This window comes from Streptomyces sp. BoleA5 (assembly GCF_000373665.1).
In the GTDB taxonomy this organism is placed as follows: Bacteria; Actinomycetota; Actinomycetes; order Streptomycetales; family Streptomycetaceae; genus Actinacidiphila.
On sequence record NZ_KB892092.1, the window covers coordinates 1 to 12,794 of the forward strand.

General features: G+C 70.7%; 11 protein-coding genes. 8 read left to right on the forward strand and 3 right to left on the reverse strand.

The features are described 5' to 3' along the window. The coding region (locus B085_RS46660) for an IS110 family transposase (RefSeq protein WP_158689688.1) at positions 1-160 on the reverse strand (160 nt) is incomplete at its 3' end. Between the two features lie 875 nt (positions 161-1,035). On the opposite strand from B085_RS46660, the gene B085_RS0107535 reads away from it, so the two are divergent. The 8 genes from B085_RS0107535 to B085_RS0107570 are packed head-to-tail and all read left to right on the forward strand — an operon-like array spanning position 1,036 to position 11,104. Next, positions 1,036-1,923, forward strand: a complete 888-nt coding sequence (locus B085_RS0107535; protein ID WP_018557959.1) for a 3-hydroxybutyryl-CoA dehydrogenase — start codon at positions 1,036-1,038, stop codon at positions 1,921-1,923. Between the two features lie 38 nt (positions 1,924-1,961). Continuing rightward, complete coding sequence (locus B085_RS0107540) at positions 1,962-3,173, forward strand: aminotransferase class I/II-fold pyridoxal phosphate-dependent enzyme (RefSeq protein WP_018557960.1); 1,212 nt, start codon at positions 1,962-1,964, stop codon at positions 3,171-3,173. Positions 3,174-3,219: 46 nt separating this feature from the next. Then, positions 3,220-4,824 (forward strand): carboxyl transferase domain-containing protein, encoded by a 1,605-nt coding sequence (locus B085_RS0107545; protein WP_018557961.1) that lies wholly within the window; start codon positions 3,220-3,222, stop codon positions 4,822-4,824. A 7-nt stretch (positions 4,825-4,831) separates the two neighbouring features. After that, a complete protein-coding gene (locus B085_RS0107550) occupies positions 4,832-6,847 on the forward strand; it encodes an acetyl/propionyl/methylcrotonyl-CoA carboxylase subunit alpha (RefSeq protein ID WP_018557962.1) in 2,016 nt (671 codons plus the stop codon). Continuing rightward, positions 6,844-8,097, forward strand: coding sequence for an ATP-grasp domain-containing protein (locus B085_RS0107555; RefSeq protein WP_018557963.1), 1,254 nt, complete (start codon positions 6,844-6,846; stop codon positions 8,095-8,097). The genes B085_RS0107550 and B085_RS0107555 overlap by 4 nt, the downstream gene beginning before the upstream one ends. A 46-nt stretch (positions 8,098-8,143) precedes the next feature. Then, the gene (locus tag B085_RS0107560; RefSeq protein ID WP_018557964.1) at positions 8,144-9,130 is read left to right on the forward strand and encodes a 3-oxoacyl-ACP synthase III family protein; all 987 of its coding nucleotides are present in this window, start codon (positions 8,144-8,146) and stop codon (positions 9,128-9,130) included. A 59-nt stretch (positions 9,131-9,189) separates the two neighbouring features. Then, positions 9,190-10,542 carry an MFS transporter gene (locus B085_RS0107565; protein ID WP_018557965.1) on the forward strand — a complete coding sequence of 451 codons (1,353 nt, stop codon included), beginning with the start codon at positions 9,190-9,192 and terminating at the stop codon, positions 10,540-10,542. Then, positions 10,535-11,104 (forward strand): TetR/AcrR family transcriptional regulator, encoded by a 570-nt coding sequence (locus tag B085_RS0107570; RefSeq protein WP_018557966.1) that lies wholly within the window; start codon positions 10,535-10,537, stop codon positions 11,102-11,104. Before B085_RS0107565 ends, B085_RS0107570 begins: the two co-directional genes overlap by 8 nt. A 55-nt stretch (positions 11,105-11,159) precedes the next feature. Here B085_RS0107570 and B085_RS0107575 read toward each other — a convergent pair whose 3' ends face one another. After that, positions 11,160-11,786, reverse strand: coding sequence for a ScbR family autoregulator-binding transcription factor (locus tag B085_RS0107575; protein WP_026250775.1), 627 nt, complete (start codon positions 11,784-11,786; stop codon positions 11,160-11,162). A gap of 123 nt (positions 11,787-11,909) precedes the next feature. After that, positions 11,910-12,686, reverse strand: a complete 777-nt coding sequence (locus B085_RS0107580) for a response regulator transcription factor (RefSeq protein ID WP_037731447.1) — start codon at positions 12,684-12,686, stop codon at positions 11,910-11,912. Positions 12,687-12,794 lie beyond the last annotated feature (108 nt).

The window sequence follows — 12,794 nt, forward strand, 5'->3', positions numbered from 1 at the left end:
GCTTGGCGGTGAGCTTGTCGAGAACGGCCCGCATCTTGGGCTCGCTGTTCGGCAGCCGCTTGTCGAGGACCCGCTTTCCGGCCCGGGTCACCGCGGTTCCGTGGTGCTCGCCCTTGCCGACGTCCAGGCCGAGGAAGACGTCCACATCGCCGGTGTCGATCGCGCTGATCCCTTACGAGGTCGTGCTGTCCCGGCCTCGTTGGCGTGGCATCAGTCGCCGGCATCCACGTTACGAAGGCCTCCCAGCACGCTGGTGGTCCTGCCTCTATTAGCGGTCTACCGATGCCTCCGGCCCGGTGACACCGCCCCCCGGATCATGCGAACTACAGGGGGGGAACAGTCATGCCGGACCGGAGGCCGGGAGCCCCATTGCGGGGCCACGAAGAAGGTAGCGGGGGACGCCGTTGGCAAGCTCGCGCGGGCAGTATGGGCCACAACGCCCCCGAAAGCCCTGGCTGACAAACTCGTTGACGTCTGCCATGCCACGCCATGCCATGCCATGCCATGCCGGCCACTCCTGTCACCGTTCGTTGCCACCGATTCCGGGCCGGAGCCGTCGGCTGGATTCTCCTTGCTGCCGGCGGGGCGGTCTGACGTTTCTCTGTAGCGGATTTGACGGTTCTTGAAATTCCTGACGTTTGTCTTCAGAAGCATCGCGAATTTTGCGACGCGAGCCCTTGAGTGGCCATCGGCGGGGCCATGAAGATGAATAGGTAAGACGTGGCGGTCGCGTGGGGCGCATTTCTCGGTCCGGCGGAGCGGGGAGGCCAGGATTCACCGCGGTGGGGGAGGGTAAGCCTGTGTGTTCCGTGCGAAGGATTCCGTCGGCTTGCCGGGGTGACGAGGTCGGGGATTCGACGCGGTATTTCTCTCCCTTTCCCGCGGCGGTGACGGTTGTGCGTGGCGCGGGACGAGGACGGGTGCCCGGCGCCGTCCTCCCGCCGGGGCACCGCCCGTCTGGGTGCCCACGGCGTCGGCTGAGGCGGGTGTCCACTACCAGGAGCCCGGGAACGGGCGTGAACAGGGGTCTTTTGTATGTCGGAACTTTCCGCCGCATCTCCTCACAGCCGCCCGCTCACCCGGGTGGGGGTCGTCGGCTCGGGCACGATGGGGGGCGGTATCGCCGAACTCTGCGCCCGGCGCGGCCTGGACGTGCGTCTCGCGGTGTCTCGTGAGTCCTCCGTCGTCGAAGCTCCGCGCCGTATCAAGGCGTCATTCGACCGGCAGGTCGCGAAGGGCCGGATGACCGAGGACGAGAGGGACGTGGCCCTCGGACGCATATCGGTGACCATGAACCTCGGCAGCTTCGCCGACCGCGAGGTGGTTTTCGAGGCGGTGGTCGAGGACGAACTCGCGAAACGCGAGGTGTTCGCATCACTCGACAAGGTCCTGCCGTCCGACGCGATACTCGGTACGACCACGTCGGCTTTGTCGATCACGAGGCTGGCCAGCGGCACGGCGCACCCCGAACGTGTCGTCGGTACCCACTTCTTCAACCCGGTGAGCTCGATGCGCCTGATCGAGATCGTGCCGACGTTGCTCACCGACGGCAGGCACTGCCACACGGTCGAGCGGTTCGCCGAGGAGGTCCTCGGCAAGACCAGCGTGCGTACGGCCGACCGCAGCGGCTTCGTCGTCAACGCCCTGCTCATCCCCTACCTGCTCGACGCGGTGCGCCTGGTCGAGCAGGGAACGGCCACGGCGGAGCAGGTGGACCAGGCCATGGAACTCGGCTGCGGTTACCCCATGGGCCCGCTGCGGCTCGCCGACCTCATCGGCCTCGACGTGGTCGCGGCCATCGCCGACGCCTTGCACCGCGAGTTCAAGCAGCCCCAGTACGCCAGTCCGGCCCCCCTCTCCCGGCTCGTGGAGATCGGATGGCATGGCCGCAAGTCCGGACGCGGCTTCTACCAGTACGCCTGAAGAGTCCACCCTTCCGTATCCCTCCCGTAAGGATCACCGTGCACTCGTACCTGAACGTCAAGAAGTCCGCGGCGACAAGCGACGTCTTTTGGGACATCACCGAGGAGGCCGGCCTGTTCGACATCGTCGTGAAGGGGCTCGGCGACGGGGTGCACCGCTCGGTGGACACCGGGCGTGAGTTCCTCAACATGTCCTCCTACTCCTACCTGGGCCTGGACACCCACCCCGCGCTCGTCCAGGCGGCGGCCGACGCGGTCCTGGCCGAGGGGGCCCTGAACACCTCGACGTCCCGGATGCGTGTGCGGTTCGAGTCGCTGCGCAACGCCGAGGACGCGCTGTGCGAGCTCTGGGACGCCGAGGTCGTCACCGTCGCGTCCTGCGCCGCCGCGGCCTGGGCCACGCTGCCGCTGCTCGCCTCGGGTCTCTTCACCGACGGTGAACCGCCGCTCATGGTGTTCGACCGCAACGCGCACTTCTGCCTCAATGCCATGAAGCCCAGCGTGGCCGACGAGGCCGAAGTGACCACGATCCGCCACAACGACGTCGCGGCTCTGGAGGACCTGTGCAAGAAGCACAAGCAGGTCGCCTACGTAGCGGACGGCGTCTACAGTACCGGTGGCCAGGCGCCGGTGCGTGACCTGCTGCGCCTGCAGGAGACGTACGGTCTGTTCCTCTTCTTCGACGAGGCGCACGGCATCTCCACCGTCGGTGAACGTGGCCGCGGAGTCGTGCTCACCGAGATGGGCGCGATCAACGACCGCACCCTGATCATCACTTCGCTCAACAAGGGGTTCGGCTCTTCCGGCGGCGCTGTCCTGCTGGGCCCCCGCGGATCGTCACGTCGACGCACCCTCGCGATACGCAACGGCGGCCCGATCATGTGGTCCCAGCGCATCAACACCGCCGGCCTCGGAGCGACGCTGGCCTCCGCCGAACTCCACCGGACCGCCGAACTGGCCACCCTCCAGCAGCGCCTGCAGGACGTCATCGACCTCTTCGACTCGCAGGTGGAGACCGAGCAGCGCGGTGACGGACTCCCGATCCGCCATGTCAACCTCGGTGACGAGGAACTCACCGTCAGGCTCGCCAAGGGCCTCCTGGAGCACGGCTACTACACCTCGCCCATCTTCTTCCCCGTCATCGGACGAGGGAAGGCGGGACTGCGCCTGATGCTGCGCGCCAACATGCACAAGTCCGACGTCGAGGAGTTCTGCGAGGTGCTGAACCAGCAGTGGGACCAGCTTCGATGATCGGCGTAGGCCGCACAGACGACGGACCGCGCTGCGAGGAGCTGGTGTGACCCTACTCAAGACCACCATCGACACCCGATCGGCGGCCTACGCCAGGAATGTGGAGGACTTCACCCTCAGCCGCGATGCCGTCGAGCAGGCCCGGTCCGCTGCCGTCGCGGGCGGTGACGCCCGCGCGCACCGCCGCCACGCGGAGCGGGGCAAGCTGACCGCACGCGAGAGGATCTCCCTGCTCCTCGACCCGGGGACGGCGTTCCTGGAGATCGGGCAGATAGCGGCCCATGGCGTGTACGACGTCCCGGTTCCCTCGGCCGCCCTCGTCACGGGCATCGGAGTGGTCTGCGGCCGCCTCGTGATGGTGCACGCCAACGACGCCACCGTCAAAGGCGGGACGTACTTCCCGCTCGGCGTGGAGAAGCAACTGAGGGCACAGGAGATCGCCCGGGAGAACGGGCTGCCGTCGGTCTACCTGGTCGACTCCGGCGGTGTCTTCCTGCCGCTGCAGGAGAACCTCTTCCCCGGGGAGCGCCACCTCGGCAGGATCTTCCGCAACATCGCGGAGATGTCCGCCTCGGGGCTCGCCCAGATCGCGGCGGTCATGGGGTCGTGCACGGCCGGCGGCGCGTACGTGCCGACCATGTGCGACGAGACGGTGATCGTGCGGGGCACCGGCACCGTCTTCCTGGGCGGCCCGCAACTGGTGCAGGCAGCCACCGGCGAAGTGGTCGACGCCGAGACCCTCGGCGGCGCAGACCTGCACACGCGGGTCTCCGGCGTGGCCGACCACCTTGCCGAGGACGACGAGCACGCCCTCTCGCTCGTCCGGGACATCGTCTCGCGACGTCCCGCGCCGCTCGTCAGCGAACCGCCGGTGCCACCCCGGGAGCCGCTGTTCGACCCGGCGGAGCTGCCCGGCATCGTCAGCGCGCAGCTCCGCGAACCGATCCCCGCCCGCGAGGTCCTGGCGCGGCTCCTGGACGGCAGTGAACTCGTGGAGTACCGCGCGAGGTACGGCATCACCATGGTCTGCGGCACCGGGCGTATCGGCGGCTACCCGGTGGGCGTCCTGATCAACGACGGCGTCCTCTTCCCGGACAGCGCGCTGAAGGCCGCGAACTTCGTCGAGCTGTGCGTGCAGCAGGAGATCCCCCTGCTGTTCCTCCACAACATCAACGGCTTCATGGTCGGCTCCCAGTATGAGGCGGAGGGCATCGCCAAGCACGGCGCCAAGCTCGTCAACGCCGTCTCCACCGCCGGGGTCCCCAAGTTCAGCATCGTCATCGGCGGCAGCTACGGGGCCGGCAACTTCGCCATGTGCGGCCGCTCCATGGGGCCCCGCCTGATGGCGATGTGGCCCAGCGCCCGCTCCACCGTCGTCGGAGCGGAGCAGACGGCGAAGGTGATGACCATGCTGCGCGCCGAACAGCTCGCCAAGCAGGGCGAGACCTTGTCGTCGGCGGAGGCCGAGTCCATCGCGCGCCCCATCATCGAGGCGTACGACGAGCAGTCGCGACCGGTGTATTTCGCGGCCCGGCTGTGGGTGGACGCGGTGATCGACCCGGTGGACACGCGGGAGTGGATGACGCTGAGCCTGGCCATGGCCGCGGCCGCGCCCCGGCAGGAGACGCGTTTCGGCGTCTTCAGGATGTGAGAGGCCGATGCTGAAGCGCGTTCTGATCGCCAATCGCGGGGAGATCGCCCGGCGGATCGCCCGCACCTGCGCCCGTCTCGACATCGAGTACGTCTGCGTGTATTCGACGGCCGACGCCCGCGCGGACCACCTCGCCGGGGCCTTCGCGACCGTCCACCTCGGCGGCGCCCCAGCTGTCGAGAGCTACCTCGACATCGACAAGCTGGTCGACGCCGCCGTGCGCGAGGGCTGCGACGCCGTCCACCCCGGCTACGGCTTCCTTTCGGAGAACGCCGGGTTCGCCGAGCGGGCACGGGAAGCGGGGCTGGTGTTCATCGGCCCGGCGCCGCAGACCATCCGATCGATGGGGGACAAGGCCACGGCCCGGGCCCTCATGGCCGCGGCGGGCGTCCCGGTCCTTCCCGGATCCGCGCAGGCCACCGAGTCCGTCGGCACCCTCGTGGCCGCCGCCCGCGAGGTCGGCTATCCGGTCATCCTCAAGCCGGCGGCCGGCGGTGGCGGCAAGGGCATGCGGGTCGTCCACCGTGAGGCCGACCTCCCCGAGGCCGCTGCAGAGGCCGTCCGCCTGGGCCGTGCCGCCTTCGGCGACGGGCGTGTCCTGGTGGAGCGGTACCTGCCCGCTCCCCGCCACATCGAGGTGCAGGTCTTCGGCGACACCCACGGGAACGTCGTGCACCTGTACGAGCGCGACTGCTCACTGCAGCGCCGGCACCAAAAGATTGTCGAGGAGGCGCCGGCCACCGGACTCGACCCCCGCGTACGCCAGGCCATGCAGGAGGCCGCCGTGCGAGGGGCGAGCGCCCTGGACTACGTCAACGCAGGCACCTTCGAGTTCATCGTGGGCGAGAACGGCGAGTTCTTCTTCCTGGAGGTCAACACACGGCTGCAGGTCGAGCACCCGGTCACCGAGGAGGTCACCGGCCTCGACCTGGTGGAGTGGCAGCTGCGCGTTGCCGCGGGTGAACCGCTGCCGCTGGCGCAGGACGCCATCACCTGCTCCGGCCACGCGGTCGAGTGCCGCGTCTATGCGGAGGACCCCGCCGCCGGGTTCCAGCCCTCGCCCGGACACGCGCTGCTCGTCCACTGGCCGGCGACACTCCGGGTCGAGGCCGCCTTCGACACCGCCGGCACCGCCTCCGAGCACTACGACCCGATGGTGGCCAAGCTCGTCGCCCACGCCCCTGACCGTGCCACCGCACTGCGCCGGCTGTCGGCGGGGCTCAAGGCCACCAGCGTGCTCGGTCTGACCACCAACCTCGGGTTCCTCACCCGGCTCCTCGACGAGCCGAAGGTGCTCACCGGGCACACCGACACCCATCTCGTGGACGGCCTCGTCCTGGCCGAACGGGACACTCACCTCGACCGCGCGCTTGCGTGCGTGGCCGCGATGGCCGCCGTTCCCGCCCGTGGCGGCGGCTCGCCCTGGCTCGGCGGTCTGGGCCCGGTGGACCGGACGGCGCTGGACCCCGACGCCCCGCTGGGACGCGTCACCACACAGCATGCCGGTGTTCTGCGCCGTGCGACCGTGCTCGCGCGCAGCGGCACCACCGTGACCGTCCAGGTCGACGGCCGCCGGCACCTCGTCACTGCCATCCCCGAGCAGGGGAGATGGACGGGACGGGTGGCCGACACCACCTGGTCGGGCCTGCGTGACGGGGACAGACACGAACTGTTCGTCGGCGGTGAGCGGTTCGCCTTCACCGAGCATGTACGCGAAGGCCGGGGCGGTGGGCCCTCGGACCATCAGGTCCGCGCCACGCTCCCCGGCGTCGTGGTCGCCCTCCCGCGTGCCGAGGGCGACCGGGTCGAAGCCGGCGACACCGTCCTGGTGATCGAAGCCATGAAGATGGAGCACCGGCTCCCGGCCCCGGTGCCCGGCCGGATCGCCTCGCTCGGCTGCGCCGAGGGCGACCAGGTGAGCGCGGGACAAGTCCTCGCCGAGCTGCTGCCCGAGGAAACCCCCGCCGGCATCGATGGTAAGGCCGGTGCATCTGTCCCACACAACGAAACGGACCGGACATGACCGCTGAGCAGACCGCCCCCACTCTCGTGCTGGTGGGCGGCGCCCGCCCCGTCACCGTCAGCGTCGACAACGTGCTCGACGCTTTGCGGCAGGCCCGGGCGCGGGGCATCCGGACCCACGTCGTCGCCCCGGCCGCGGCCCTGGCGGCCACTCCTGCGGTCACCGAAGCAGCCGACGCCGTCTCCGCCGTCGAGTGCACCGATCCGGACACGCTCGCCCGCTGGGCGGTGCACCAGTCCACGTCGGAGCAGCCGTTCAAAGCCGTCTACGCGCTCCAGGAGATGGCCCAGGTAGCCGTCGCGGAGGCCGCCGCGGCCCTGGGCGTCCCCGGCAACGCCCCCGACGCCGTGCGTCGCGTCCGCACCAAGGACCTGTGCCGCCAGGCGCTGGCCGAGGCCGGGTTCCGGCAGCCCCGGGTGCGGCTGTGCGAACGTGCCGAGCAGGCGGAGGAGTTCATGACGCAGCTCCAGGGGCCCTGGGTGATCAAGCCCCGTGACGCCATGGGCAGTACGGGCGTGAGCCTCGTCGAACACCCCGAGGACCTGCCCGCGGCGATGGCCGCCCTCCCGGAGCGCGACCGCTTCCTGATCGAGGAGTTCGTGCCCGGACCGGAGTTCAGTGTGGAGGGCGTGTTCCGACAGGGGCGGCCCCAGATCCTGGCCGTCACCGCGAAGGACAAGACGGCCCCGCCCTACTTCGTCGAGCTGGGGCACACCCTTCCCGCGCCGCTCCACCCCAAGGAGGACACGCGCGTACGGGACTGCGTCACCGCGGCGCTGGCGACGCTGGGCATGAGGGTCGGCGCGTTCCACGTGGAGGCGTGGCTCACCGGCGACGAGGTGGTGCTCGGCGAGGTCCACGGCCGCTGGGGCGGCGACTGGATCCACCGCATGCTGGCCCACGCCATCCCCGGACTCGACATCCACGGGCTGATCTACGACGACATGCTGGGCGTGGAGCGCCCGCACCCCGAGCCGGCTCCCTCGCGGGGCGCGGCCGTGCGGTACTTCACCCCGCCGCCCGGCCGGCTGGTCCGCGTCCAGGGCTGGGAGGAGGTGCGCCGCCATCCGGCGGTGCTCTACTGCGAGCTGACCGCAGCCGTCGGCGACCGCATTCCCATCGTGCGTCGGTCCAGCGACCGCGTCGGGCTGGTCGTGGTCGGCGCCGACAGCGGCCCGAAGGCCGAAGCCACGGCCCGCGAGCTGATCGACTCGGTCGTCTTCACCGTGGAGGAGGACGGCACGCCCTGATGACCCCACCCGGCCCGGCTGCTCCCCCCTTCGCGAAGGACAACTGATGACTGACGCCATAGGCGTACTCGGCACCGGCTCCTACCTGCCCTCCCGGATCGTGTCCAACGAGGAGGTGGCGGGCCCCGCCGGAGTCGACGCCGCCTGGATCGAGCGCAAGACCGGCATCCGTTCACGGCACCGGGCCGCCGCGCACGAGGCCACGTCGGACCTGGCGGCCGCCGCGGCGGCACAGGCCCTGGCTGCCGCGGACGTGGACGCCTGCGAAGTCTCCCTTATCGTCGTCGCCACCTCCACCCCCGACCATCCCCAGCCGGCCACCGCGAGCCTGGTGCAGAACCTCCTGGGCGCGGACCTGGCAGCTGCCGTCGACGTCAACGCCGTGTGCAGCGGCTTCGTCTACGCCCTGGCCATGGCACACGGTCAGCTGGCCGCACAACGCCGCGGCGGCCAGGCTTTGGTGATCGGCGCCGACGTCTACTCGCGCATCCTGGACCCGACCGATCGGAGCACGGCCATCCTGTTCGGGGACGGGGCGGGCGCGGTCGTGCTCGGGCCCGTCCCGCGCGGCCGTGGTCTGTACGCCAGCCAACTGCGCGGCTACGGCGCGGACCACGACCTGATCGGCGTCGCCGCCGGCGGGGCCCGGCTGCCCGCCTCGGAACGCACCGTCCGGGAAGGCGGGCACCACTTCCGCATGAAGGGCCGCGCCGTGCGCGAGTTCGTCTCGGCCCACGTTCCCAAGCTGGTCGACCAACTCCTCGTCGACCACGACGTCCCCTGCGACGAGGTGCGGCACATGGTGCCGCACCAGGCCAACGGCGTCATGCTCGCCGAGCTGTGCGACGAACTGGCCCTGCCGCGGATGACCGCCCACATCAACGTGGACCGGGTCGCCAACACCGGGGCGGCCTCCGTGCCCATCGCCCTGGACGAAGCCGAACGCGCGGGACGTCTCGCAGAGGGCGACACCGTCCTCCTGGCCGCCTTCGGCGGCGGCATGAACAGCGCACTCGCGCTGCTGGAGCGCTGACCGGTGCCGGCTGCGCCTTTACCCCCACCCACCCTCACCGAAGGAAACGGACACACCTCATGACCGCGCTGCTCCCGGACGGCAGACCGCAGCGGCTGCTCGCCGCCGCGACGATGACCACGATGTTGGGCTACGGCATCTATCTGACGGCCGGCGTGCTGTACCTGACGCGCGGTCTCCACCTGCCCGCCGCGCAGGTCGGCCTCGGCATGAGCGTCGCCGGGGCCGTCTCCCTCGCACTGGGCGTTCCCATCGGGCACCTCGCCGACCGCGTCGGCGCGCGCATGGTGTACCCGGCGACGCTGGCCGTGGGCTGCCTGTCCATGGTCGGCTTGTGCCTGACCCGCGACCTTTGGGCGTTCGTGGTCTTCGCGACGCTCAACGCGGTGGCTCAGGCCGCGGGACCTGCGGCGCGGGCCCCGCTGGTGCAGAAGTACGGAGGCGACCGCCCGGCGGAGTTCCGCAGCTACCTGCGGGCCGTGACCAACCTGGGGATCGCCGGGGGATCCGTCGTGGCGGCCTGGGCGATCGAGCGGGACACACGGGCGGCGTACGTGCTGATCATCGGCGCGAGCGCGGTCTCCTACGCGGTGGGCGCGCTGACGGCGGCCATGCTGCCGAGCCTGGCGCCGCTGCGCAGCCGCCCGGGGCCGCGATGGGTGGCGCTGCGGGACAGGCCGTACGTGGCGATCACGATCCTGGACGGGCTGATGGCCGTGCAGTACCGCGTGCTCTCCGTCGCCTTGCCGCTGTGGCTGCTCGGCCGTACCTCGGCACCGCCGTGGACGGTGTCCGCCGTCATGCTGCTCAACACGGCTCTGGTCGTGCTCTTCCAGGTCCGCGGCAGCAAGGGGATCGACTCCGTCCCGGCGGGGGCCGCGGCCTTCCGGCGGGCCGGCATCGCCTTCCTCGTGGCCTGCGGCGCGATGTCACTGCTGCCGGGGCTGCCGTCCTGGGCGGTCGTGGTGGTCCTGCTGGCGGCGGTCACCGCGCACACCGTGGGGGAGATCTGGCAGGCCGCCGGAGGCTTCGAGCTCTCCTTCGCCCTGGCCCCCAAAGAGTCCGTGGGCCAGTACCAGGGCCTGTTCGGCATGGGCCTCGGCCTCGGGACCACCCTCGGGCCCTCCGTCCTGATCGCCCTGTGTATCGGGCAGGGCAGGCTGGGCTGGTGGATCGTCGGGGTCGGCTTCGCCCTCACCGGCCTCGCCGTCCCGCCCGTCACCCGCTGGGCCCAGCGCGGCACGGCAGCGCCCCGCCCCGAGGCGGACGGGGAGCAGGCGGCCCCCGCCGGCGAGCACGGCACGGCTCCCACCATGGTGGCTGCCGACTCGGTCGAGGCCGCCGTGCCGTACGCCGCCGCCGAACTCTCGGTTGCGCCCCGCAAATGTGTCGAGGGGACGGGTCATGCGTGACGCGGGCCGGTCGGAGCGCACACGGGACTTGCTGGTGCGCGTCACGGCGCAGGTGATCGCCGAAGGGTGCCCCGCCGACGCCGGTCTGGTGACCATCGTCAACCGGGCCGGAGTGAGCAGAGGAGCCCTGTACCACCACTTCCCGTCCACCACCGAGCTGATCGCGACGGTGTACCGCCAGGCGCGGTGCAGGGTGCTCGCGATGGCGGGGGCACTGCTGGTCGGCCCCGCATCCGAGGGCCTGGGGTGCTTCCTCGCCGAGCTCGGGGGGCAGATGACCGACGACGAGGTGGTCCGTGCCGGCATGCAGCTGGCCGCCGATGGCACCACCGGGCCACCGTCCCTGCGGGACGAGGTGCTGGCAATCGTGCGCACCTATGTGCGCGGCCAGCACGGCGAGGACGAAACGGCGTCGGCACCGCTGGTCGACGTGGCGGAGCTGGTGACGGCGGGAGTCGCCGCGGTCAGGTTCGACGCGACGGCGTTCGATTCCCAGTGGCAGCTGCTGAAACCCCTGTTCGCCGCGGCAGGGGCCGCGCCCGGCAGTAGCCCGGCGACGTGAGTGACGGTGTGCCGGGCGGGACGCCCGTTGCGGCACACCGCCGACGCCCCCGGCCTCAGCTGTCCGCGTCCGCCTCGCCCGGCGCCGGGGTGGTGCGCAGCCTCAGCAGGAGCCACGGTGCGGCCAGACCGGGCAGTATGAACTGCCAGAAGGCGTTGACCCCTTGGAGCAGGTCACGGCGCCCGCTGTAGACCTGCGACATGATCTGGAGGCCGGTGAAGGAGCCCACGATGGTCCACGCGGCGGCCTCGAGGTCGATTCCCGGCAGCAGCTCGCCCTGCTGTTCGGCGCGGCGCAGCAGGTGGTACACGGCCGTCCGGGACTGTTCGTAGGGGGCCGCCCGTCCATGGGACAAGGACGTGTGCTCGGTGGCCAACCGCACGGCGGCACGCAACACCTGGTCCTTCTGCAGGCGTTCGGCGAAGCCGAGCGTGAGGTCGATGACGGCCTGGACGGCCACCGGATGCTCGGGCATCACCAGGGCATCCTCGTGCACTGACATGAGGGCAGTGGCGATGGCCTCTTTGGAGGGGAAGTGGTGGTACAGCGAACCGCGGGTCAGATCGGTGCGGGAGAGGATCTCCGTGGTGCTGGCGGCGTCGTAGCCTCGCTGTTCGAACACGCTGGCAGCCGCCTCAAGGATCTGCTGCCGCGAGCGTGCCCCTCGCTCCTGTTTGGCCATGCTGCGCCCCAATTCCGGAGAAATAGTCCGACTTGTTTACATTGTCCCGGCCCGGTGGTGTGGGCCTTCTTCCCGGGCTGTGGGTGGTCGGCGCGGTCGGGGCCGGCGACACGGGCGGCCCGCTCAGGGATGCCCTATGCGGAAGCCGACGCCGCGGACCGTGATGATCCACTCGCTCGATCCGAGCTTGCCGCGCAGGCTGCTGACGTGCGTGTCGACCGTGCGGAACTGCCGGGACGTACTGTCGCCCCAGACCTGCGACATGAGGTGACGCCTGGTCACCACGCGATCGGGATGGGAGACCAGCAGGTGCAGCAGTTCGAACTCCTTGCGGGTCAGCGCCACCGGTCGCCCCTCGAGTGTGACCTCCCGGGAACCCGGATCGAGTCGCAGCGGCCCCCGTACGACGGTCCGCGCGTCGGGTGACGGGCGGCGGACCCGGCGCATCAGGGCGTCCATCCGCGCCAGCAACTCGCGGATTCCGTAGGGCTTGACGAGGTAGTCGTCGGCGCCGGCCTGCAGGCCCAGCACCCTGTCCAGTTCCGCCCCGCGCGTAGAGGTGGCGATGACCGGTGTGTCACTGACCGACCGGATGGCCCGGCACACCTGCAACCCGTCCATGTCGGGCAGGTCGAGGTCGAGGAGGACCAAGTCGGCCTCCGTGAAGAGCTGCAGTGTTCTGGTCCCCGTTCCCGTACTGCGGGCGACGAAGCCCTGCCGGGTCAACTCCCGCGCCAGGGAGTCGGCGTCGGCGGACTCACTCTCGGCCACGAGTACGCGCAGCGCCTCCGCGGCCGGAGCGGGATGGCCCACCACGGCGGTCGGCGGCGCGAACGGCTCCCGGGCCCCCGAGCGGCGCCCCGGGAGGGGAACGAAGAGATCTGCGGTGTCCCGAGTCATCTGGTCCTCCCGGTGGGGCGCCATCGGTGCGAGGCGCATGACGGCAACTTAACATACAGACTTATCTGTTTGTTCGTGAAGGTGGGATGCGGGTCCGATGAGCGGAGG

Coding starts and splice junctions, on each gene's coding strand:
- B085_RS0107535 (WP_018557959.1), top strand. CDS start 1,036: ATGTCGGAACTTTCCGCCGCATCTCCTCACAGCCGCCCGCTCACCCGG.
- B085_RS0107550 (WP_018557962.1), top strand. CDS start 4,832: ATGCTGAAGCGCGTTCTGATCGCCAATCGCGGGGAGATCGCCCGGCGG.
- B085_RS0107555 (WP_018557963.1), top strand. CDS start 6,844: ATGACCGCTGAGCAGACCGCCCCCACTCTCGTGCTGGTGGGCGGCGCC.
- B085_RS0107560 (WP_018557964.1), top strand. CDS start 8,144: ATGACTGACGCCATAGGCGTACTCGGCACCGGCTCCTACCTGCCCTCC.
- B085_RS0107565 (WP_018557965.1), top strand. CDS start 9,190: ATGACCGCGCTGCTCCCGGACGGCAGACCGCAGCGGCTGCTCGCCGCC.
- B085_RS0107570 (WP_018557966.1), top strand. CDS start 10,535: ATGCGTGACGCGGGCCGGTCGGAGCGCACACGGGACTTGCTGGTGCGC.
- B085_RS0107575 (WP_026250775.1), bottom strand. CDS start 11,786: ATGGCCAAACAGGAGCGAGGGGCACGCTCGCGGCAGCAGATCCTTGAG.
- B085_RS0107580 (WP_037731447.1), bottom strand. CDS start 12,686: ATGACTCGGGACACCGCAGATCTCTTCGTTCCCCTCCCGGGGCGCCGC.